20 protein-coding genes and 2 pseudogenes are annotated in these 22,109 nt (G+C 45.7%); 9 read left to right on the top strand and 13 right to left on the bottom strand.

Features of this window, described 5'->3' with window-relative positions:
- Positions 1–37: 37 nt before the first annotated feature.
- The 4 genes from dapF to FJQ87_RS18225 are packed head-to-tail and all read left to right on the top strand — an operon-like array spanning position 38 to position 3,120.
- Entirely contained in the window at positions 38–880 is an 843-nt protein-coding gene (gene dapF, locus FJQ87_RS18240; RefSeq protein ID WP_140933880.1) for a diaminopimelate epimerase, read from the top strand.
- Positions 877–1,521 carry a DUF484 family protein gene (locus FJQ87_RS18235; protein ID WP_140933878.1) on the top strand — a complete coding sequence of 215 codons (645 nt, stop codon included), beginning with the start codon at positions 877–879 and terminating at the stop codon, positions 1,519–1,521. Before dapF ends, FJQ87_RS18235 begins: the two co-directional genes overlap by 4 nt.
- Positions 1,514–2,398, top strand: coding sequence for a tyrosine recombinase XerC (xerC, locus tag FJQ87_RS18230; protein ID WP_140933876.1), 885 nt, complete (start codon positions 1,514–1,516; stop codon positions 2,396–2,398). Before FJQ87_RS18235 ends, xerC begins: the two co-directional genes overlap by 8 nt.
- The gene (locus FJQ87_RS18225; protein ID WP_140933874.1) at positions 2,398–3,120 is read left to right on the top strand and encodes an HAD-IA family hydrolase; all 723 of its coding nucleotides are present in this window, start codon (positions 2,398–2,400) and stop codon (positions 3,118–3,120) included. The genes xerC and FJQ87_RS18225 overlap by 1 nt, the downstream gene beginning before the upstream one ends.
- Positions 3,121–3,153: 33 nt before the next feature.
- On the opposite strand, the gene ric is transcribed toward FJQ87_RS18225, so the two are convergent.
- Entirely contained in the window at positions 3,154–3,864 is a 711-nt protein-coding gene (gene ric, locus FJQ87_RS18220) for an iron-sulfur cluster repair di-iron protein (RefSeq protein ID WP_140933872.1), read from the bottom strand.
- 102 nt (positions 3,865–3,966) lie between these two features.
- Entirely contained in the window at positions 3,967–4,467 is a 501-nt protein-coding gene (locus FJQ87_RS18215) for an ATP-binding protein (protein WP_140933870.1), read from the bottom strand.
- A 456-nt stretch (positions 4,468–4,923) separates the two neighbouring features.
- On the opposite strand from FJQ87_RS18215, the pseudogene FJQ87_RS19050 reads away from it, so the two are divergent.
- The 3 genes and pseudogenes from FJQ87_RS19050 to FJQ87_RS18200 all read left to right on the top strand — a co-directional run.
- Positions 4,924–6,438, top strand: a pseudogene (locus FJQ87_RS19050) (EAL domain-containing protein).
- A 382-nt stretch (positions 6,439–6,820) separates the two neighbouring features.
- Positions 6,821–8,089, top strand: a complete 1,269-nt coding sequence (locus tag FJQ87_RS18205) for an IS4 family transposase (protein ID WP_140932356.1) — start codon at positions 6,821–6,823, stop codon at positions 8,087–8,089.
- 44 nt (positions 8,090–8,133) lie between these two features.
- Positions 8,134–8,664: pseudogene (locus FJQ87_RS18200) on the top strand (opioid growth factor receptor-related protein); the annotation flags it as partial.
- Between the two features lie 179 nt (positions 8,665–8,843).
- Here the strand turns inward: FJQ87_RS18200 and fis are convergent.
- The 5 genes from fis to trxA all read right to left on the bottom strand — a co-directional run bounded on the left by fis (position 8,844) and on the right by trxA (position 13,281).
- Entirely contained in the window at positions 8,844–9,149 is a 306-nt protein-coding gene (gene fis, locus FJQ87_RS18195) for a DNA-binding transcriptional regulator Fis (protein ID WP_140933867.1), read from the bottom strand.
- 17 nt (positions 9,150–9,166) lie between these two features.
- Positions 9,167–10,135: a tRNA dihydrouridine synthase DusB gene (dusB, locus tag FJQ87_RS18190; protein ID WP_140933865.1), complete on the bottom strand. Its 969-nt coding sequence runs from the start codon at positions 10,133–10,135 to the stop codon at positions 9,167–9,169.
- A gap of 148 nt (positions 10,136–10,283) precedes the next feature.
- Positions 10,284–11,165, bottom strand: a complete 882-nt coding sequence (gene prmA, locus FJQ87_RS18185) for a 50S ribosomal protein L11 methyltransferase (RefSeq protein WP_140933864.1) — start codon at positions 11,163–11,165, stop codon at positions 10,284–10,286.
- Positions 11,166–11,457: 292 nt separating this feature from the next.
- Positions 11,458–12,723 carry a transcription termination factor Rho gene (gene rho / locus FJQ87_RS18180; RefSeq protein ID WP_140933863.1) on the bottom strand — a complete coding sequence of 422 codons (1,266 nt, stop codon included), beginning with the start codon at positions 12,721–12,723 and terminating at the stop codon, positions 11,458–11,460.
- A 231-nt stretch (positions 12,724–12,954) separates the two neighbouring features.
- Entirely contained in the window at positions 12,955–13,281 is a 327-nt protein-coding gene (gene trxA / locus FJQ87_RS18175; RefSeq protein ID WP_140933861.1) for a thioredoxin TrxA, read from the bottom strand.
- 152 nt (positions 13,282–13,433) lie between these two features.
- Here trxA and rhlB point away from each other — a divergent pair, with 152 nt between their 5' ends.
- Positions 13,434–14,735, top strand: a complete 1,302-nt coding sequence (rhlB, locus tag FJQ87_RS18170) for an ATP-dependent RNA helicase RhlB (protein WP_140933860.1) — start codon at positions 13,434–13,436, stop codon at positions 14,733–14,735.
- Positions 14,736–14,742: 7 nt separating this feature from the next.
- Positions 14,743–15,660: an exopolyphosphatase gene (locus tag FJQ87_RS18165; protein ID WP_140933858.1), complete on the top strand. Its 918-nt coding sequence runs from the start codon at positions 14,743–14,745 to the stop codon at positions 15,658–15,660.
- Between the two features lie 240 nt (positions 15,661–15,900).
- Here the strand turns inward: FJQ87_RS18165 and FJQ87_RS18160 are convergent, their stop codons facing one another.
- The 6 genes from FJQ87_RS18160 to FJQ87_RS18135 form a co-directional block, all read right to left on the bottom strand.
- The gene (locus FJQ87_RS18160) at positions 15,901–16,917 is read right to left on the bottom strand and encodes an IS110 family transposase (protein WP_140933856.1); all 1,017 of its coding nucleotides are present in this window, start codon (positions 16,915–16,917) and stop codon (positions 15,901–15,903) included.
- A gap of 159 nt (positions 16,918–17,076) precedes the next feature.
- Positions 17,077–17,646, bottom strand: a complete 570-nt coding sequence (locus tag FJQ87_RS18155) for a thioredoxin family protein (RefSeq protein WP_240778779.1) — start codon at positions 17,644–17,646, stop codon at positions 17,077–17,079.
- A gap of 160 nt (positions 17,647–17,806) precedes the next feature.
- Complete coding sequence (hemB, locus tag FJQ87_RS18150; RefSeq protein WP_140933854.1) at positions 17,807–18,820, bottom strand: porphobilinogen synthase; 1,014 nt, start codon at positions 18,818–18,820, stop codon at positions 17,807–17,809.
- A 34-nt stretch (positions 18,821–18,854) separates the two neighbouring features.
- The gene (locus tag FJQ87_RS18145; protein WP_140933853.1) at positions 18,855–20,696 is read right to left on the bottom strand and encodes a diguanylate cyclase; all 1,842 of its coding nucleotides are present in this window, start codon (positions 20,694–20,696) and stop codon (positions 18,855–18,857) included.
- A gap of 1 nt (position 20,697) precedes the next feature.
- Positions 20,698–21,489 (bottom strand): TatD family hydrolase, encoded by a 792-nt coding sequence (locus tag FJQ87_RS18140; RefSeq protein ID WP_140934205.1) that lies wholly within the window; start codon positions 21,487–21,489, stop codon positions 20,698–20,700.
- Between the two features lies 1 nt (position 21,490).
- Positions 21,491–22,006 carry a hypothetical protein gene (locus tag FJQ87_RS18135; RefSeq protein ID WP_140933851.1) on the bottom strand — a complete coding sequence of 172 codons (516 nt, stop codon included), beginning with the start codon at positions 22,004–22,006 and terminating at the stop codon, positions 21,491–21,493.
- Between the last annotated feature and the right edge of the window lie 103 nt (positions 22,007–22,109).

The following is a 22,109-nucleotide window of genomic DNA, read 5'->3' as shown; positions in this document are numbered from 1 at the left end:
AGTCGCTAATTTAGCTGAGCTAATAAGGACATAACTTTTGATCCATTTCACCAAGATGCACGGATTGGGCAATGACTTTATGGTGATTGACGCCATCACCCAAAATGTTTTTTTCTCACCCGAACAGATCCGCCGGTTAGCAGACAGGCACCAAGGCGTGGGCTTTGATCAAATGCTATTGGTGGAGCCGCCTTACGATCCAGATCTCGATTTTCATTATCGAATTTTTAATGCCGATGGTTCTGAGGTTGAGCAGTGCGGTAATGGAGCGCGCTGCTTTGCGCGCTTTGTGCATAACCAAGGCTTAACCCATAAAAGTAAGATTCGAGTGAGCACCACGGCTGGCAAAATGACCTTGCGCTTAGAGCGTGATGGCAATGTCACAGTCAATATGGGCGTACCTAATCTTGAGCCGAGCAATATTCCATTTAAGGCCAAGCGCGCCGAAAAAACTTACTTATTAATGACCGAAGTGCAGACCTTTTTATGTGGCGCGGCTTCTTTAGGTAATCCGCATTGCGTCATTGATATCAGTGATTTAAGTGTGAACTCTTTAGATGAAGTCGATGTTGATAGAATTGGCTCATTACTGACTAAACATGAGCGTTTTCCTAAAGGCGTGAATGTCGGCTTTATGCAAGTTATTAACCCAGAGCACATTAAGCTGCGGGTATATGAGCGCGGCGCCGCCGAAACTATGGCGTGTGGCAGTGGCGCTAGCGCTGCTGTGGTGGTTGGACATTTTCAGGGGAAGTTAGCGCAGAAAGTAAAAGTAGACTTACCGGGTGGCAGCTTGCTTATTCATTGGGAAGGCGAGGGGAAGCCGTTATGGATGACTGGCCCTGCGGTTACCGTGTTTGATGGGCAAATTCAGTTATGAAAGATGTGACTATTTCCGCGGCCGCCTTGTTTGATGGCGAGTTTATTAAAGAATATCTGCAAGATAATCCAGATTTTTTTAATCGGCACCCTGAGTTATTACTGACGCTGCGCATTCCTCATGGCGAGCAAGGCACAGTGTCTTTAGTTGAGCGTCGTCAACAGATGTTGCGCTCACGGGTGATGCAGCTTGAAGAAGAAATTACTCTGCTGCTTGGCACGGCAAGGCGTAACGAGCACATTTTTAATGTCTTAAATGAGCTGTGTTTTGCACTACTAAAATGCAAAGAAATCGGTGAAGTGCATCAGTTGCTCGCCAAAGGCTTGCGGCAGCATTTGGGCTTTAGTCATGTGCGCTTAATTAGCGTGCCTAAGGATGATGCCGAGCTAACTACGCTGTGGCGCACCCGCCTTATTCATGGCCATTACTTTGGGCGTTTAACCATGAGTGAATCTAAGCGCTTATTTGGTAGTGAAGTAGGCTCAGTGTCATTAAGCCGTTTAGCGGCTGACGATGGTCAGCTGATTTTTGCCATCGCCAGCCCAGATGCTATGCATTTTCATCCCGAGATGGACTCTTTGCTACTTAATCAGTTAGTGCGTTTGCTCAATCATGTGTTGCCGAGTTTATCCCATGGATAACATCATCTATCTTGATGATTTTTGTCGTTATATAGCAACCGAGCGCCGCCTTTCTGCTTATACCTTACGCAACTATGAGTTCGAGCTTAAGCGTTGTCAGCAGTTGTTAGAAGACACGGCCTTATGGCAGGCCAATAGCAAGCAACTGCAAAGCTTGTTGGCTAAATTGCATCGCCAAGGCTTAAATGCCCGCTCTATCGCTTTATGTGTGAGCGCCCTTAAAGGGTTTTATAGCTTCTTACTTAAGCGCGGCCACCTTAAATTATCCCCAGCGGCTGGCCTTAGCGCTCCTAAGCAGGCCAAAAGTTTACCTAAAAACCTTGATGCCGACGCTGTGTCGCACTTACTTACTGTCAGTGATGATGAGCCGTTAAGCCTGAGGGACAATGCCATGATGGAATTGTTTTACTCGAGCGGTCTGCGCTTAGCGGAGCTGGCGGGGCTTGATATCAAGGATATAGACGTGCAAGCCGCGCAAGTGCGGGTATTGGGTAAGGGCGATAAAATGCGCATAGTGCCTGTGGGTAAAATGGCATTAAGTGCCATTGCCACTTGGCTTAAGGTGCGCCCTAGCATAAGCGATGAAACCGCTTTATTTACTAGCATTAAAGGTGAACGTTTATCCCATCGCAGCATTCAAGCGCGGCTTAAGTTACGCGGCCAGCAACAAGCGCTTGATGCGCCTTTGCACCCACATAAACTTAGGCATTCATTTGCAACCCATATGCTTGAATCCAGTGGTGATTTGCGTGCGGTGCAAGAGTTGTTAGGTCATAGCGATTTAGCCACTACCCAGATTTATACCCATGTCGATTTTCAGCATTTAGCTCAGGTTTACGATATGGCCCATCCGCGCGCGAAAAAAGGCGGTAATTGATGCAAATTCTACTGCGCCCACAGCCGTTTGCCGCTATCAGTTTTGACTTAGATGATACCTTGTACGACAACGGCCCGATTATTCGCCAGGCGCAGCAAAGCTTAGATGAGTATTTGCGCTCAAAATTCCCAGCATTGATGGCGTGGTCGAGCGTGGATTGGTTGGCGCTGAAGGCGCAGCTAATTCGTCAAACCCCTTGGTTAGATAACGATGCGACCGCCGCAAGAACGGCGGTGCTAACCCATGCATTGCAGCAGATTGGCGTCAAAGACGTTAAGGCGGAAGTTGCTCATGCCATGGCGGTATTTTTGCATCATCGCAGTAATTTCAAAGTCGCGCCTGAGGTGATAGCGCTCCTTAATCAGCTCGGGCACTATTACCCATTGATAGGCATTACCAATGGCAATGTTGATCATGTCGCCATTGGTTTAGGTGAGCCGTTCCGATTTGTGATTCATCCTTCGCAAACTGTGGCTAAAAAGCCTGCGAGCGATATGTTTATGCTGGCGTGTCAGCGGCTTAATATAACGCCTGCAGAGCTGCTGCACGTAGGGGATCATCCTGAATCTGATGTTATGGGCGCGCGCTGGGCTCAGTGTCAAAGTGTGTGGCTAAGTCCAGCCTTTGGTGGCAAGCAACGCGCCGAGCCCAAATTACTGCCAACTTTTCAAATTCAGCAATTAAGTGAGCTTAGTCAGCTGTTACCTGCGGCAAACAACTAGTACCTACAGCAAACCACTCGTTGAACTGACAAGCTATTGCGCCGTTAACGCTAAGGCTTGTGGAAATAACAGATTGTTTTCAATATTAATATGTTGAATTAAGTCTTGCTCAAATTCAGCCAGACTGGCGTAACATACCCGCCAAGTCGTGCACGCATGGCTTGGTGGCTGAAAATCTTCAGTCAGGGCGCGGATTTTAGCCATGATTTGCAGCGCTTCATCATGCTCATAAGCCATGGCATTGATAGGATGGCTTAAGTGCGCAAAGCAGTGCTGCTTGGCCACGCCTTGGTGTAAATCGCGAATGGCGGGAAACAAGATTTGCTCTTCTTTGTTTAAGTGCGGAATAAGATCTGCCACCAAGGCACGTATCCAACCCGCTAGCGGTTTAATCTCAGCATATTTCTCGCCATGAGCACGCACCATTTTTTGGCTGTAATCTAGCAATAGCTCTGCTTTTTCACGCACAAAACTGTGGTGAGTAGCTTCGATATAGTCGATGAGTTGCGGCAAGGCTAGCTGATCTAACCCTTGCTGCTTATCACCTGTCACCATAAGCGAGCTAAGGGCTTGCAATAGTGGCTCTTTGTCGGCATTAAAACGGCTAATGGCACGCTCCAGCGTAATGCCGCCACCACAACAAAAATCTATGCCAAATTGACTGAAGATATGGGCGCTGCGAAAGTCGTTAGCGACTAATTCGCCCACTCGTGAGTTCAACAAAATATCGTGTTCTTGAAGCATGGCTAAGCCTTAGATAAAAACAATAGGCGCATCTTAATTGCATCTTTTGTTTCGCACAAGTAATACTTGAGTTGATTGCTCGGGTAAGGCTTTGAGCCAAGCTTAATGGGGGGTAGCCAACTGAGTCGTTTTAGCTTGCAATAACATGCGCGCGACTTGCTCATGACTGGCACGCATATCGGCATCATTAATGCGAAAGTAACTACCAGAATAAGGGTCTTCACCAATAAAAATTGGGCGAAAGGCTAAGGGCGCCTGGGGCACGCGAATGCGAATAAGGGTTTTATCTTGAATGCGAATAAGCTGAATATCATTAACGGACAGTAAGTTATGGCTAACATGGTGTTTATCGTTAAAACGCTGCCACAAGTGTTCAAGCATAGGCTCAGGTTTAGGTATGCCTTCGAGAGTAAAATGTCCTTTAACTTCTCTAACCCCTAAGATGATTTCACCGCCAATGGTATTGGCAAAGGCACTATAACTTTCCCACATATCTTCAGGCACTTTGCCTTGACCATCACGGCCACCGGCGAGTTTAAACTCCACTTGCACCGATTCAGCTAACTCATTGATATTATCCAACGCATAGGTATGAAATGTCATAGCAAACCTCCGATGTTGTTAGAGTCAAGATAGCGCCTTTAGTGGCTGGTGACTAGCAAGATAACTGCGCTAGGTTTACTCCCCTTCAGTTCACTAGCTTTTAGTTTGGCAGGCTTAAGTTAGGGTTAGGTTAGGCGGTTTCACTGCCTGTATTGAATTGGCGAGGGCGGGGTATTTGGGCTATCTAAGGGGTAAATTGAGCGCATCAATAGTGAGCATAATCTCATTAGTAAAAACACTTATCCCTATGAGTGACTTGTTTTTGTTGCAAAATTATCATGAATAACACACCATCGCAGCAATTGAGCAACCTTTGGTTGGGTGAGTTTCGTGGCTGTTTTAACTTGATGATGGGAGCGCAATTGCCGCCATCGAGAGGAATATTCCAAGGCTCAAGGCAGAGGGGGATGAGTCATTTAGCATGACGCTAACAAGCGATAAAATAATGGATTAACTATGGCTAAGTTTAAGGATAAGCTTAAGTACTTATTGGTTTTTTTAGTTTCGTTCTCGCTCGGAATGACGTTTGTGGCTGTGGCCGATAGATTTATCGCTAAGCGCATGATTAAGCGCGACGCTAAAGTGCTTGCCGATAAATTTCATATGTATCTGTATGAATCGGCAGACAAATTGCTGACATTGCCAAGCTTAGCCGCTCCGATTGGTTGTACTGCCGATATCGAAAAACTACTCAAACAAACCACCTTTGACGCTAACTTTATTCGCTGGGTTGCCATCACTAAAGATAATCGTGTGGTATGCCAAATCGATGAAACTAACCACAATATTGAAACGATTAGCAGCCATAAAATCAAAGAAAGCATCAGCATAGGTGTGGCCGCAGAAATTACAAACTCGCATCACGAGATATTTCTTATCCGCCATATGGATGGTTACGATTACATGGCCAGCATTACGCCGTTGCGGCCTTATTATTTTGTACCGCTTGATTGCAGACGATGCCTTGAATATCGAGTGTCTTTGGATTCGGAGCCGTATTTTGAATTTGGGTTAAATAACTTTGATGATGAAGAAGTAGTGTCTTCTAGCGTCGTGCATCATGGTGATTTTTATCGTGCCACTTTCTCATTGTCCGGCAATCAACTCTTTTTAGATCAATACTCGCAAATGGGATGGGAAATCAGCCTGTTAACCGGCTTGATATTGGCGGCTTTAGCTTGTGTTATGTATTGGCGTTGGCTAACGGTGAGAATGTCTTTGCTCGGAAAAATAAATCGCGGCATAGCTGGCGATGAATTTGTACCTTTCTATCAACCAATAGTGGATGGTATTAGCGGCCAGATGGTAGGGGCTGAAGTGCTCGTGCGCTGGCAACGTCCAAATGGTAGTTATATACCACCGAATCATTTTATTCCCTTTGCTGAGTCTCATAGCGTCATCATTCCAATGACTGAAAGCATGCTGCGCCTAGTGATTGAAGACATAAAGCAACATGGCGCAGCGCTGCCTGAGTTATTTTTTAGCATCAATATTGTGCCGGCCCATCTTTAAAATGATCGCCTATATCAGCAGTTACAACTGATAGTTGCTAGTGGCGTGTTAGGTCAGCACCAGTTATCGCTGGAAATTACCGAGCGCATGCCGATTAATGATATGGAATTGGCTAAAACCACTCTCAACAAAATATTTTCGCTGGGAATTGACTTAAAACTTGATGATGCCGGCACAGGTTACGGCTGTTTTAGTTATGTGCAGAACCTAGGAATTAGCACGCTTAAAATCGATAAGATGTTTGTTGATACCATCGGGCATGAGCAAAACTTTAGTCGTAAGACTTTAGATGCCATCATTTTGTTTGCTAAAGAGTCGCATCTCGAGATGATTGCTGAAGGTGTAGAAACTAAGCAGCAGCAAGCCTATTTGCATGGGTTGGGGGTGCGATTAATTCAAGGTTACTGCTATGCCAAACCGTTACCGGCCGATGAGTTTTTTAGCTTGGCGAGAGACTAGCAGCCACTTCCTACGTCTGCGCCGGACATAAACGCAGCCAAGGTAAAAGTATCGATGGCGAGTTAAATTGGCTACTACTTAGCAAAATAAGCCTGTGTGATAGCAGTGAATGTATAGAAAGTAATATTCACTGCTAGTTGCCATAACGATTGCCAGCAAATGCTTAAGATAATCACATAACCGAATGATAGTTGAGACAAAATATGGCAGCAGTTGTAATGTTAATCATCAGCCACGCTACATGGTTCGCCTGCGCCTTATGACTCTATCTACACATCATAGACAGGATCTTAAGAGTTAACGCTTTTATTTAGATAGAAAAATGGCCTTATTTGTGATCTGATAATTGTCGCCAAACAAACCATCAAACACAAAAAGGCCAGTGATGATTATCTCTCTTAAAAAGCAGTTTATGCAATTCTTTAGCGCTCACTTTCTTCAAAAAACGGCAAAAAATATTGGCCTCATGAAACGATGTCGAGCGATTTTGCCCGAACAACTTGTACTCAGTCTGATTTCGGCGCTCAGTAAGGGGAATTGTACTTCAATTGCCGATCTGCTCAGGCAGTTCAACGGGATGTGTCTGACCGAAATGGATAATGTGGCTTACAAACCTTTTCACAATCAGCTCAGAAAAGAAGCTTTTCCTCTATTCATGCGTCAGTTAGTACAGTTTGCTATCGCACAATTTGCCCGGCAGCAATGTGCTCAATTACCCGATAAGATGTCTTGTTTTAATGATGTGTTGCTCCAAGATGGTAGTTCTTTTCACGTTCATAGGCAGTTGGCATCTGTTTATCCAAGCCGCTTTAAGCGTAACCCTGCAGCGATAGAGTGCCATATGACCATGTCTCTCAAAACCTTTAGTCCTACTGCAATGACGATTAGTGCCGACACGGCTTCGGAGAGAGATTATCTTCCTAAACCAGCAACGATGGACAACAAATTGCTGCTAGCAGATGCAGGTTACCCAGACTTTGATTACTTTGCCGAGCTTGAGCGGCATGGAGGGTTCTACATTTTTCGGGGAGCCAAATCCCTCAACCCGACGGTCATCGAAGCGAGGAACTGTAAAGGTCGAACACTGACTAAGTTGGCAGGCAAAAAACTCAAAGAGATTACGCGCCGCACCAATCGGACAGAGGTGCTTGATTTGGCGGTTTGTAGAGGCAATCAGACATTTCGGGTAATAAGACGCTGGTTTGCCGAAGAACAACGATTTTGCATTTGGCTTACTAATCTGCCACGAGAAACCTACTCTGCAGATGATATTATGGCAATTTATCGCTGTCGCTGGCAGATAGAGCTGATGTTTAAAGAGTTGAAATCTCATACTAACTGGCAGCGATTTGCTACAGCACAAAAAGCCATCGTTGATGGCTTAGTCTGGGCCAGTTTATTGGCATTGTGCATTAGACGCAGTACGGCACTGCAGATAATGCCTTCAGTTTCGTTATTCAAGGCTGCAAAGAATGTTGATGTGTGGCTGCTGCCCATATTTGAGTGCATTAGCCACAAATCATGGTCAGAAATAATAGATAAGATTGATTGGGCGATCCGTTATATAACGAAGAACGCCCCAAAAGCACAACAGAGAAAATCTAAGAAAGACATAACGTTAGATGGAATTTATGAACAGCTTAATGCTTAAGGTTCAGTCTATGATCTACACAACAACATGCCGACTTAACCGTAAAATTCTTTAAAAGTGAAATTGCCGATAATCGAGGTAATTTGATTGATACCTATCAGAAATATGATGACTTTTGGTTAGAGCATGACCATAAGTTTATTCAGTTATTGTTCCCCATTGATACTGGTACCCGCTTTAATCGCCATGCGCCATTAGTGAATGAGTTGACGATAGCCGCCTTTGAGCAAGACCCCGCCCTAAAGGCTGCGCACCTAGCAAACCTTGATCGCTTACTGGCTTATTATTCTATGCAGCGCAGCGGCAGTAAGATCAGTGCAGCGCGCGCTATTAATCCGAAAAACTGCGCTTGGCTTAAATGGCATGATCATAATCAACTACGCCTTACCCGCATTATGCGCTCTATCTGGCTATTAACCGACAAACCATTGGCCTACGCCATCCGCGATTTTATCGTGCATCACGCCACCTGTTATCAAGGTAGTGAAGTGCGCGATATCACCATACAACACTGGCAACATTTTGATGCCGAGTCGTCGGACATTAGCGCAGAAATTACTGAGCAAGTGGATTAAGGCTGGCGCGAATAGATGCGACAAGTGTCATCAGCGCTAAGGCAGGCGTGAGGTCAGGACATCAGCTGTTAACTATGCTCATAGTTTAGGTTGGTGTACAACTTGGGGTACATATTAACAAAAACGGGCTTTTCATCGCTGAAAAACCCGTTCTTAGACAATTGCTTAGACTTAGAGTCTTAGTTCATGCCGTATTTCTTTAATTTCTTACGCAAAGTACCGCGGTTGATGCCCAGCATGTTCGCTGCGCGAGTCTGGTTACCACGGGTGTGCTGCATAATGATGTCCAGCAGAGGGGCTTCAACTTCACAAAGCACCATTTCATAAACTTCTTGTGCTTCCTGACCGTCCAACTGAGCGAAGAAGTTGCTTACGGCACGCTTTACAGCGTCACGTAATAACTGTGGCTTGATGGTGCCGTTAGCGGTTTCAATTTTACCAACGGTAAGCTGATGAACTTCTGTGTGAGTTGTCTGATCAAACATTCGTATTCTGCTCTTTATTAATTTTGCACTAATTCGTCAAAAAATTTTTCAACAAGGGAAGCTTGTTCTTGTGGCGTTTCGAGTTGATTAAAGTCAGCTCGAAATTGCCGTTCAGAATCGCCATCCAGATACCAGCCCATGTGTTTTCTGGCAAAACGGACACCTTTGTATTCGCCATATAACCCATATAATTTGGACAAGTGTTCCAACATTACCTGCCGTTTCTCTTCAAGTGAGATTGGCGCTAGCTCTGTCCCTGTCTCCAGGTAGTGTTGGATTTCTCTGAAAATCCAGGGTTTCCCCTGAGCTCCCCGGCCTATCATCACGGCGTCGGCACCGGTGTAATCCAGCACATGGCGGGCCTCTGCCGGTGTCCTAATGTCGCCATTTGCGATAATAGGTATCGTGATTGATTGTTTTATCGCCTTGATAGTGTCGTACTCGGCATTACCCTTGTACATGCACTGTCGAGTTCGGCCATGAACGGCGAGCGCAACAATGCCACTGTCTTGAGCTATTTGGGCAATTTGAACACCATTTTTATGTTCAGGATCCCACCCCGTGCGAATTTTCAGTGTGACTGGTACATCAACCGCATTGACCACAGCTTTAAGAATTTCTTCTACCAACTCTGGGCTTTGCATTAATGCAGAACCAGCAAACTTCTTATTCACCTTTTTGGCTGGGCAGCCCATATTAATGTCGATGATGTGCGCGCCTTGTTCAACGTTGAACTGTGCGGCCATCGCCATCAGATCTGGATCTGCACCGGCAATTTGTACTGAGCGTATGCCTTCCTCACCAGAATGTGTCATACGCTGGCGGCTTTTGGCGCTATCCCAGACTTCTGGGTTGGCCAATAGCATTTCTGACACCGCCATGGCTGCGCCATAACGGATACAGAGATTTCGAAAGGCTTGATCGGTGACTCCCGCCATTGGGGCCACGATCAGCTGATTAGTCAGTTGATAGGGTCCAATCTGCATTGTTAGATCACCTTGCGCTTCAAAGGGGCGCTATAGTACGACTTTTTCCGCGCCGAGGAAAGGTTAATAAATAACCTGGGAATAACTTTTTTGCTTGACATTTAATTGACAGAAGTCAATGGCGGCGCGGGGTTGCGTTGCTAGAGCGTTATTTTCGTACACCTGTCAAGCGTGTCCAGTCTTCTTTGTGAACAGCTTCATCCATGTTGAACCACTGGCTGTAACATTCACTAATTTCATCTGCTTGCTCACGCAGCAGGCCAGAAAGGGCTAACACGCCGCCAGTTCTTACTTTTTCAGCAATCAGTGGCGCTAATTCACGCAGTGGGCCTGCTAGGATGTTAGCTACCAGTACGTCGGCCATTAAACCATTAGGTTGATCTTCTGGCAGGTATAACGCCAGTTGATCAGCCACGCCATTGCGCTCAGCGTTGGCTTTAGAAGCGTCTATGGCTTGATAGTCGATATCAACGCCAGTCACTGCCTTAGCGCCGAGTTTTAAGGCGGCAACGGCTAAGATGCCTGAGCCACAACCAAAGTCGATGACGTCTTTATCTTGCAGGGTTAAGCTGTCTAACCATTCTAAACACAGGGCGGTGGTTGGATGGGTACCAGTACCGAAAGCTAAGCCTGGATCTAAAATCACATTAACGGCGTTCTCGTCAGGGATTTCACGCCAGCTTGGGCAAATCCACAGACGCTGGCCAAATTGAATTGGGTGGAAGTTTTCCATCCATTCACGCACCCAGTCTTTATCTTCAATTTGCTCAATTTTGTGAGCGAAGTTTTCGCCTAAATAAGGCAAGGTTTTCAGCATGTCGATGACTGGCGCTAAATCCATAGCGGCATCGAATAAGGCGATGACTACCGTATCGCTCCACAGTGGGGTTTCACCCAGCTTAGGTTCAAAAATTGGCTCATCCTGTCCATCTTCAAAAGTGATGGAGACAGAACCTAGCTCCATAAGTAAATCACTAAGTAATTCGGCTTCTTGTTTGCCGGTGTGGATGCGCAGTTGGATCCAGGCCATATTGTTTGCCCCTGTGGCGAGTCATTTGACGAAAACCTCTATTCTAATACAAACCTAGGGTAGCAGGCGACAAATGCCGCATTTTAGCGCTTAGATGGGTAACTTAAGCGCTAATGCGTGCTTAAGTGTTGGAGTTGCTTGCCGCAATAAGAGAATAATGGTTTGAATAAGAGTGTCGCTTAAATTCAGTCGTGGTTTAAATTAGGTTGTGGCTTAAATTAAATCGCCGTATGTAGATAATAAAAAAGCCACCGAGTAGGTGGCTTGATTGGCATCAGACGTCAGCGAATGATTAAGACTTAGCGCGTTTCATCGCGGTAAAGAATTCTTCATTGGTCTTAGTCATAGCTAATTTATCGATTAAGAATTCCATCGCGTTTACTTCATCCATAGGATTCAAGATTTTACGCAGGATCCACATCTTTTGTAATTCATCAGACGTGGTTAATTTCTCTTCACGACGAGTGCCACTGCGGTTGAAGTCAATCGCTGGGAATACGCGCTTTTCAGCCGCTTTGCGAGACAGGTGTAACTCTTGGTTACCTGTACCTTTAAATTCTTCGTAGATCACTTCGTCCATCTTAGAACCTGTGTCTACCAGAGCGGTTGCGATAATAGTTAAGCTGCCGCCATGTTCAATGTTACGCGCCGCACCAAAGAAACGCTTTGGACGGTGTAGGGCGTTAGCATCAACACCACCAGTCAGAACCTTGCCTGATGATGGAATAACAGTGTTATAAGCACGGGCCAGACGAGTAATAGAATCTAATAAGATAACTACGTCTTTCTTGTGTTCAACTAAACGCTTAGCTTTTTCAATCACCATTTCGGCCACTTGTACATGGCGGCTGGCTGGCTCATCAAACGTAGAAGCAATAACTTCACCTTTAACAAGGCGTTGCATTTCAGTTACTTCTTCAGGACGTTCGTCGATCAGCAATACCATCAATACCACTTCTGGATTGTTGTAGCTGATTGACTGAGCAATGTTTTGCAGCAGCATGGTTTTACCGGCTTTAGGAGGAGCCACGATCAAACCACGTTGACCTTTACCGGTAGGTGAGCATAAATCTAAAATTCGGGCGGTAATATCTTCAGTTGAACCGTTACCACGCTCCATGCGAATACGTTCTTCAGCATGTAAAGGGGTTAAGTTTTCAAATAAGATTTTATTACGAGAGTTTTCAGGCTTATCGTAGTTAACTTCATTGACTTTCAGCAGTGCGAAATAACGCTCGCCTTCTTTAGGCGGTCGGATTTTACCAACAATGGTATCACCGGTTCGCATATTAAAGCGACGGATTTGGCTTGGCGAAACATAAATGTCATCTGGGCCAGCTAAATAAGATCCGTCGGAACTGCGCAGGAAACCAAAGCCATCTTGGAGGATTTCAAGAACACCACCACCGAAAATATCTTCCCCACTTTTGGCATGGGCTTTCAGGATAGAGAAAATGATATCTTGCTTACGTGCACGAGCCATATTTTCTAGGTTCATGCTATCAGCTAAGGAGACTAATTCAGAAATCGGTGTATCTTTTAATTCAGTTAAATTCATCTTGATGGGTCTTGTTGTACGCGACAGAGCTTACCGCGCTCAATCTAGTTCGAGTGGATGCAATGAGTGTGATTGAACAGCGAGAGGTGAAAATATGTTATCTGGTTATTAAAGTAGCACCATAGCGTTGCAGCGTCCAGATATTTGCGAGCATGACGACACAATTTTATGAATTAACAGCGTCGCCATGTCCAAGGTTGGCGATTTTGTGATCGCCAACCTTAATTTGGATTAAATTTGAGCGTCAATAAACTCTTTTAATTGAGTTTTAGATAAAGCACCAACTTTAGTCGCTACTAATTCGCCTGCTTTAAATAACAGTAAAGTAGGGATACCACGTACACCATATTTCGCAGGTGATACGCTATTTTGATCGACGTTTAATTTACCGATAACAAGTTTACCTTGGTACTCACCGGCAACGTCGTCAAGGATGGGAGCTATCATCTTACAAGGACCACACCATTCAGCCCAAAAATCGACCAGAATTGGTAATTCTGACTTTAATACGTCGTTTTCGAAGCTGTCGTCGCTCAGGGTAATAATTTTATCGCTCATGATATTCTCCAGTTTGGTTGCCATTGCTGGTTTGTTAATGGCTTACGCTGTATATTGGGGACAAATTACGGATTTTCAAGTGACCGTTTTTACTTGCCGCTATTTCAAACGATCAAGTATCTTATTGCAACCCCAACAGGTAAAATGCCGCTATGAGCGAAACACATTTATCTACACAAAAATTTGCCAATTTGCCTTTGCACCCACAAGTGCTGGAAGCGTTAAATGAAAACGGCTTCGAATTTTGTACGCCAATTCAGGCAATGTCATTACCTATCTTACTGAATCATCACGATCTTGCCGGTCAAGCACAAACAGGTACTGGTAAGACAATGGCGTTTTTAGTGGCTACCTTTAACCACTTATTGACGGTTGCCGATGTTGAAGGTCGTCAAACCAATCAACCTCGTGCCATTATCATGGCACCGACTCGCGAATTAGCGATTCAGATTGCTAAAGATGCCAATTTATTGAGCAAGCACACCGGCCTGAAAACGGCGATTATTTATGGTGGCGAAGGTTATGATGCGCAATTAAACGTATTAAATCAGGGCGTTGATGTATTAATTGGCACCACTGGCCGGATTATTGATTTTGTGCGTCAAGGGGTGATTAACCTGAGCTGCATTCAAGCGGTAGTATTAGATGAAGCCGATCGTATGTTTGATCTGGGCTTTATTAAAGATATCCGTTTCTTATTTAGACGTATGCCGGATGCTAATACCCGTTTGAATATGCTGTTCTCTGCTACTTTGTCGATGAAAGTACAGGAGTTAGCGTATGATCATATGAATGATCCGCAAAAAGTTGAAATTGCTCCGTTAGAAAAAACCTCTAAAAATATTAAAGAAGAAATCTTCTATCCATCAATGGAAGATAAGAGTCGTTTATTACAGAGCTTGATTGAAGAAGATTGGCCTGAAAAAGCGATTGTATTCGCTAACACTAAACACATGTGTGAAAAATTGTGGGCTGCATTAGAAGGTGATGGTCACAGAGTTGGCTTATTAACCGGCGATGTTCCACAAAAGAAACGTCTTAAAATTCTTGAGCAGTTTACCGAAGGTCAATTAGATCTGTTAGTAGCCACCGATGTTGCGGCGCGCGGCTTACATATCTCTGATGTGTCACACGTCTACAACTATGATTTACCTGATGATTGCGAAGATTATGTGCACCGTATTGGTCGTACAGGTCGCGCCGGTCAAAAAGGTGTGTCTGTGAGTTTTGCCTGTGAAGAATATGCGCTTAATTTACCTGCCATTGAAGAGTACATTAGCCATCAAATACCGGTGAGCGAATACGATAGAGAAGCACTGTTAGATGATATCGCGCCGCCTGTGGCCATTCATCGTAAGCATCCGAACCCACGCACGTCGCGGGATCGCAATAGTGCCCCACGAGGAGCGAGTCCTCGCAATCGTAACAGTCACACCCGCCAACGTAGGGCTTAATCTCCATATGCGAGTTGATTTATACGCTGCTATTACTTTGGGTTCTAACAGTTTCAATATGTTAGTCGCAAGAACCCGTGGGCATCAGCCGCAGGTGATTGCAAAATATAAGCGTAAAGTCCGCCTTGCTGAAGGCGTGGTTGATGGTCGCTTGAATGATGAAGTCATGCAGCGGGGACTGGACTGCCTAGCTATGTTTGGTGACATGCTGCAATACCATCAAGTGCCCCACGGCAATGTCGCCGTAGTGGCGACCGCGACGTTAAGAACCATTAATAATGCCGATGATTTCAGCGCTAAAGCTGAGCCTTTATTGGGCCATCCCATCGAAGTGATTTCCGGCATGCGTGAAGCTGAGCTCATTTATCAAGGGATGGTGGCCAATACTAAAGGTTATGGTCGCCGTTTAGTGCTTGATATTGGTGGCGCCAGCACTGAATTTATTGTGGGCGAAGGTCAAGAAGTGCTGTTTAAAGGCAGTGTCGGTTTTGGCTGCGTTACGTTTACCCGACGCTTTTTTGCCGATAGCCCTTATCAGTTGCAAGATTTTGACGATGCCGCTGTGGCGGTTGAAGAAATTCTTGGCAGTGATAAGGCGCGCCTCAAAGAGCTAGGTTGGCATGGTGTGGTTGGCGCTTCTGGTTCAGTGCAATCTGTGATTGAATTATTGGCGCACCGTGAAGTACCTCAGCTTATTACTCGGGAAGTGTTAGTCAGTTTGCAGCAAGAAATCTTAGCGGCCTCTGATAGTCACTTGAGTAATATCCGTGGTTTGAATCCTGAACGTGCGCCGACGTTTGCCGCAGGGGTTGCTATCTTACTGGCATTATTCAACATCTTAGGGCTGGAAAAACTGCATCTTTCTGGCGGCGCTTTGCGCGAAGGGGTGTTGCAGTTATTGGCCGATCGTTTGTTAGATGACTAATATTTCCGCATAAAAATGTATGGTCCGCCTCGTTATTGCAAATGATATTTTCGATAACGAGGTTGGTTTGCGCTAATGTATTCGGAGTCTTCATTAGGTGCTACCACCCGCTCCACGATGAGTTCCGCGCTAGATTGTCCTCAAAAAGCCCAAAGCATACTGCGTTGCTGTTTTTTTGTCAGGTCTTCAATCTAGTGGTCTGACCGTTCTGCCATCTTTTTTATCATCTGCAAACTCGGCTTAAACTCTTACTTCAAATGCTTGCTTGGTCGATAACACTGACCACGCTATCCGCACTAACTTATTCGCCAAAGCGACAACCGCTACGTTAAATGGCTTTCTGGCTCTTAACTCCAAAATCCATTCACCAAAAACAGCGACTGCGACCTCTGGCCTTGATAAAATCGACCGTGCACCATGGATGAATAACGTCCTCAACGCTTTGTTGCCGCGCTTACTTATCCCCAAAAGCGTGGTTTTGCCGCCAGTTGAGTATTGATGTGGGACAAGCCCTATCCAGGCGGCTAACTGTCGTCCATTTTTAAAGTGACCCACATCGGAGATATCCGCTAAACACTGATTCGCGGTTAAATTTCCCACACCTGGGATAGATTTAAGCAGTTGAGCATCTTCATTTTGCTCGACAAGCTGTTTCAGCTTGTTATCTTGACCTGCAATACGCTCATTAAGCTGTAAATAGTATTCGTGATGCTCAATCAACTCCTGCATTAACATCTGAGGAATAGATTCTTTACTATAAGCAAGCCATTGAAATAGGCTCTTCATCTTGCTATGCCCTTTAGGGAAGCTCATACCAAATTCAAGCAAGATAGCTCCAATACGGGACATGCACGCGGTACGCTCTTTTACGTAACTAGAACGAATACGTTGGATCACTGAGATAACCTGAGCAGTTTCAGTTTTAACACCAACAAAGCGCATCGATGGGCGTGTTGATGCTTCCGCTATTGCATCAGCATCGATGTAATCATTTTTATTAGTTTTAACGTAAGGTTTAACGTACTGCGGAGGAATGAGTTTAACTTCGTGCCCAAAAGACTGGCACTTTCGAGCGAGCCAATGTGAGCCACCACATGACTCCATAGCTATGATTGTTGCGGGTATTTGAGCTAAAAACTCAATAAGTTTTGCGCGAGATAAATGCTTTCGAAATTGCTCTCGACCGCTATAGTCATGAGCAACAAGATGAAAAGAAGATTTGCCTAAATCGATCCCAATTACTTTAATAGTAGACATGATGGTTCGCCTCTTTGTTTGCCTAACCCTAAGCTTAGCTTAGGGGTGAGGCGGACCATCTAATTAAGCCAGAGCATGCTCTGGCTTTTTTGTGCGTCATTTTTGTTGAGTCGTTAGTTGCTAGTTGCTAGTTGCATTAGTTGCAGGCACTTATTGTCACTAGGCTTTATTGACTATCGCCACTAGATCTTGCTCAAGGCTCACTTGTGGACGCTCAATAATGCGGCCGATTTCATTATTATCCTGCTGGATAATAAAGGTCGGAATGCGGCTAAATTCATATTGACCGCTCAGACCATCGGGATCTTGTTTTTGTCTATCAACCCCTAAATAACGCACGCTAATGTTGGGGTTATTGACTGCTGCCATTAATTCAATGAATCGCGGTGTTTCGCGGTGGCAATCTGGACACCAAGTGCCAATAATCACGATAACTTCAGTCGGCTTATCAATGGCTTTTAATGCCGCTAACGCGTTGGCGTCGGCTTGATAGCTTTGCTCATGGCTAAAATCATCTAACGCCATTAAGGCTTGTGGGCTAACATCTCCGGTTAAAATCACTTCGTCTTGCTCCTCGGCGCAAATGGCAAATAGGTCTTGCTCTTGATCATTGAATCCGCACCCACTGTTGGCCAGAGCTAATGGGGAAACTAGTACACTGGATAATAGCAGGCTGGCGATAGTCGTGGCTTGAGTCGTTTTCATGTTCATTATTGTTTTTTGGCTCATCGAAGGCTCCATTGCAACTTGATGACCTATCGAACCATGGATAGCTGCTAAGGTATAGCCAGAGCATTAGTGGCTGTTAAGCAGATCACTCTTTTAGCGGCTAAATTTAAGGCAGCAAAAAGGCTACACTCGGTAGCCTTTTGGTAAGCATGATAAGTACTTAGACTTTTTCTTCCTGCAGCCACTGCGCCGCACGTTTGGCAAAGTAAGTTAAAATGCCATCGGCGCCTGCGCGCTTAAAGCATAATAAGGATTCCATCACTATGGCTTTTTCTGCCAACCAACCGTTTTCAATGGCCGCCATATGCATGGCATATTCACCGCTCACTTGATAAGCAAAGGTTGGCACAGCAAGTTCGGTTTTGACGCGATGCACTATGTCTAAGTAAGGCATACCAGGCTTAACCATCACCATGTCGGCGCCTTCTTGAATATCTAATGCCACTTCGTGCAGGGCTTCATCTGAGTTGGCAGGATCCATCTGGTAGCTGTGCTTGTTGCCACCTTTAAGATTGCCTGCAGAGCCGACGGCATCACGGAACGGGCCGTAGTAGTTAGACGAATACTTGGCGCTATAAGCCATGATCTGAGTATTGACGTGACCTGCGGCTTCTAAGGCGGCGCGAATAGCACCAATGCGGCCATCCATCATGTCAGATGGCGCGACAATATCAGCGCCAGCTTCGGCGTGTGACAAGGCTTGCTTTACTAAGATTTCAGTGGTGATGTCATTAAGGATATAACCCTCGTCATCAATAATGCCGTCTTGGCCATGAGTGGTGAAAGGGTCAAGTGCCACATCTGTCATGACTCCCAGTTGCGGGAATGCTTGCTTTAAGGCGCGTACAGCGCGCTGGGCTAAGGCATCAGCGTTATAGGCTTCTTCGGCCAATAGGCTTTTCTTTTCAGCCGGCGTGACTGGAAATAGGGCAATTAAAGGAATGCCTAGTTTTACCAGTTGCTCGGCTTCTTTGAGTAACAAATCTATGGTGTAGCGCTCTATGCCTGGCATAGAGGCAATTTGCTCAGTGCGGTTGTCGCCGTCGATAACAAACATCGGATAAATCAGGTCGTTAACCGTTAAACGATTCTCGGCCATTAAGCGGCGGCTAAATTCATGTTTGCGCATGCGGCGCATTCTGCGATTTGGAAAAGCACTGGTAATGATATTCACATTCGACTCCTGAATAAAATAACAAATCGCATCTCTAACTTGCGAGACAGACGCGATTTCGACCCTGATTTTTAGCTTGATATAAGGCGTTATCCGCTTGCTCAAGTAATTCAGCGGCTTGATCATCATTGCTGATAACCTTGGTACTGATACCTATGCTGACGGTAAGCGCAATAGCTTGCCCACGCCTATCTAGTTGTAAATTTGCCACGGCCAAACGAATGCGCTCGGCAATATGCTGCGCGCCGCTTAGGTCGGTATTGGGCAGAAGAATAGCAAACTCTTCACCACCAAAACGTGACAATAGATCGGTTGGGCGTTTAAGTTGCTGCTGGATAGCTATGGCTATGGTTTTGAGGGTTTCATCCCCCGCCATATGACCATAGGTATCATTGATGGATTTAAACTTATCAATATCTATTATCAGCAGGGATAGCTGGCTCTGTTGGCGGCGGCTGATACGGCATTCAGCTAAGATGCGCGCATCAAATGCTTGGCGATTTCTTACGCCAGTAAGGCTATCCGTTTCTGTCTGCACTGTGAGCTTATGATTGGCTTCACCGAGTTCTTTAAGAGCAATTTCAAGCTCTAAGGTGCGTTGCTGCACCATATCTTCTAACTCTTCGGCGCGTTTCTCCTCAGTGCGCAAAGCCTCTAAACGCACCTTTTGTAGATGATCGCTTTGCTCCTGCGCCAATTGCTGCGCGTGCTGAGTCGCCTTTGATTGCAAGTGGAAACGATAGGCCATTACGCCAGCTAATAATACGATTTCAGTGGACATGGCCAGTAGCAGCGGTGAGGTTGGTCCGCCTTGGAAATAGATAATGTTGAGGTAAGACAGGCTACTGCCAAGGGTTCCCAATAGAATCAGGGTCCAACCGATCAAAGATAAGGTGGCTAAGGTATGGCCGCGGCGAGTTAACACCCAAGCGGTATAAATCATTAAGCTGCAACTAGCGATGGCCGCAATTAGCTGCAGCTTGAGTGTCATAAAGCTTTGATCTACCAGGGCAACTAACATTAATAGCAGCCACACGGCCACGGCTGTACGCAGCGCTCGTAGTAAGGGAATATCATGGCGCTTTAAGCACAAAAGCTTCTCGGTAAAAGTGAGACCGAAAATAAGCACTAAGGGGATGATGAGCAGTAACGCATAGTGTTGAATTAACGGTGATTCAGGCCAAAGATACTGAAAGCTGTAACCGCGTAGTGTCGCAACCAGCATAGACATTGCCAGCACATAGCCGGCGTAATAACCATAAGTACTCGAGCGCATGGCTATCGCCAAAAACACCGCAAAAATACCGATAGCGAATAATAGGCCTATCTGCATGCCGGACTTTAAATTTTTGGTTTGCGCCACCTCATTATAGTGGGCGCGACTATAGAGGGTAATAGGCAGGTTACTTATGCCTTCGGTATTGAGCTTTAAATAGAAATCGTAGCGATCGTTATGGCCTAAGTATAGCGGCAGTAAAAATTCACTAATGTTGACGTTACGCTCGGTAAATACTTGGCTGTCGCCTAGGCGCCATTGCTTGATAAGCTGTTTGTTCTTCAGCAAAAAAACTTCGACATTATCTAAGTGAGGGTTGTTAAGTTCAAGACTCCATGCGGGCTTGTAGCCAGTATTAACGATAGAAAAAGTTAGCCATAAATGACGGGCGCCAAGCTTAGGTAAGGAGTCGCTAGGAAGCGCTTGCCACAGCAGGTCTTGCGACAGTAACTCATTAATTTCAATATCTTGTGACTGCTGATTAAACTGCACATGGCTATTGAGCGGGTAAGTGTCAGTGTTGTTATGATCTAACAATAACGGCTCAGCTTGGCTGACGCCAATACCGCTTAATACTAATAAAATTAATAGCTTAAACATATCAATCAAGCTTAAAAAATCGTTGGCTATTAAGGTAGCATTGCTCGGCAAACTCTTGTGAGTCTTGTTGTCTTAAGCTTGCAATACTATCGCTTATAACGGGGAGGTACTTAGGCTCGTTGCGGCTAGATTTTGGCTTAGGACGCATGGAACGAGGTAACAAATATGGACTATCGGTTTCGATAAGCAGGCGATCCGCTGGGATGTGTTTTACTACTTCCGCGAGCTCTTGGCCGCGGCGCTCATCGCACACCCAGCCAGTAATGCCAAGGTATAAGTCTTGCTCTATATAGGCTTCCATCTGCGCCTGCGTGCCAGTAAAGCAATGCAACAGTGCTCTGCTAAGCTGTGGGCGATATTCTTTGAGGATAGCCAAAAAGTCGTCATGGGCATCACGTTCATGCATTAATACCGGTAAACCTAATTCGCAGGCTAGCGCTAACTGCTGGCTAAAGGCTTGGCGCTGCATCGGCCGCGGCGAAAAATCGCGATTATAATCAAGGCCACATTCCCCCACTGCAACTACCCAGGGTTGCTGGCAAAGCTGGCGCAATTGCTCCTGGCTGTGTTGATCCCATTGACTGGCATGGTGTGGATGGGTGCCTGCGGTTGTCCACATCTGCTTTGGAAAACGCTGACACAACTCAAGGCTCGCTTGGCTCTCAGCTAATGAGCTACCAATATTGATGATGGGGCTAACCCCCACACTGGCGGCATCCGCGAGCACTTGCTCAAGGCGAGTCTCCATGGAATTGCCAATAATATTGACGGCAATATCTATGTAACGCTTCACATTAGTCAACTCGCTTAACCCTCACCGCGCCATTTCTATCATCTTGTCCGAGCAGGAAAGAGCCGAGCGCGCCGCGCTCAATATAAACCTCTTGGCCAACGCTTACTTTATAGCGGCGACCGTCCACTTGTCGCCATGCTTGGCCGTTGGTAAAGGTGACAACAAGATCGCCGCGGGCATCACTATCGACTTTTGCCACAGTTAAATACACTTTTTGAAGCTCATCGCTCGCGCTTTTTTTAGTTTTACCAAAATCAGCACTGGTGTCGGCATTGGCGGTTGCTGCCTGACTTGTTACTTGAGATGTGGCCTGAGTTGCAGTATCTGCTGCGCTCGCTTTAGCCGCTGGCGCTAAGGCTAATGCGGGGTCGACATTGGCGGCTAATTCATCAAAACAAATCAGTCGCTCAAGCTTGTCGCTAATGCTGCTGCATTGACTTAACTGCTGATGGATATTGGCAGCGGCTGGGGTCGCGATAAAGAGAATAGCTAGAGTGGTGAGCGTGGGTGTCTTCATGGTACGTCCTTGTTATGTGATTCAGCTGCATGGCAGATTAAAACAAAACGCAGCATTCACCAAGGATGAATGCTGCGAAAACAATAGACTAACAGTCTATTGG

Source organism: Shewanella sp. SNU WT4 (assembly GCF_006494715.1).
Classification (GTDB): Bacteria; Pseudomonadota; Gammaproteobacteria; order Enterobacterales; family Shewanellaceae; genus Shewanella.
Note: the sequence above shows the minus strand (reverse complement) of the source record. Positions and strands in the feature narration are given on the sequence as shown.

What these genes read in the sequence shown, in the direction of transcription:
- FJQ87_RS18235 (WP_140933878.1), top strand. Translation starts at nt 877, where the DNA reads ATGAAAGATGTGACTATTTCCGCGGCCGCCTTGTTTGATGGCGAGTTT.
- xerC (WP_140933876.1), top strand. Translation starts at nt 1,514, where the DNA reads ATGGATAACATCATCTATCTTGATGATTTTTGTCGTTATATAGCAACC.
- FJQ87_RS18225 (WP_140933874.1), top strand. Translation starts at nt 2,398, where the DNA reads ATGCAAATTCTACTGCGCCCACAGCCGTTTGCCGCTATCAGTTTTGAC.
- ric (WP_140933872.1), bottom strand. Translation starts at nt 3,864, where the DNA reads ATGCTTCAAGAACACGATATTTTGTTGAACTCACGAGTGGGCGAATTA.
- FJQ87_RS18215 (WP_140933870.1), bottom strand. Translation starts at nt 4,467, where the DNA reads ATGACATTTCATACCTATGCGTTGGATAATATCAATGAGTTAGCTGAA.
- fis (WP_140933867.1), bottom strand. Translation starts at nt 9,149, where the DNA reads ATGTTTGATCAGACAACTCACACAGAAGTTCATCAGCTTACCGTTGGT.
- dusB (WP_140933865.1), bottom strand. Translation starts at nt 10,135, where the DNA reads ATGCAGATTGGACCCTATCAACTGACTAATCAGCTGATCGTGGCCCCA.
- prmA (WP_140933864.1), bottom strand. Translation starts at nt 11,165, where the DNA reads ATGGCCTGGATCCAACTGCGCATCCACACCGGCAAACAAGAAGCCGAA.
- rho (WP_140933863.1), bottom strand. Translation starts at nt 12,723, where the DNA reads ATGAATTTAACTGAATTAAAAGATACACCGATTTCTGAATTAGTCTCC.
- trxA (WP_140933861.1), bottom strand. Translation starts at nt 13,281, where the DNA reads ATGAGCGATAAAATTATTACCCTGAGCGACGACAGCTTCGAAAACGAC.
- rhlB (WP_140933860.1), top strand. Translation starts at nt 13,434, where the DNA reads ATGAGCGAAACACATTTATCTACACAAAAATTTGCCAATTTGCCTTTG.
- FJQ87_RS18165 (WP_140933858.1), top strand. Translation starts at nt 14,743, where the DNA reads ATGCGAGTTGATTTATACGCTGCTATTACTTTGGGTTCTAACAGTTTC.
- FJQ87_RS18160 (WP_140933856.1), bottom strand. Translation starts at nt 16,917, where the DNA reads ATGTCTACTATTAAAGTAATTGGGATCGATTTAGGCAAATCTTCTTTT.
- FJQ87_RS18155 (WP_240778779.1), bottom strand. Translation starts at nt 17,646, where the DNA reads ATGAGCCAAAAAACAATAATGAACATGAAAACGACTCAAGCCACGACT.
- FJQ87_RS18145 (WP_140933853.1), bottom strand. Translation starts at nt 20,696, where the DNA reads ATGTTTAAGCTATTAATTTTATTAGTATTAAGCGGTATTGGCGTCAGC.
- FJQ87_RS18135 (WP_140933851.1), bottom strand. Translation starts at nt 22,006, where the DNA reads ATGAAGACACCCACGCTCACCACTCTAGCTATTCTCTTTATCGCGACC.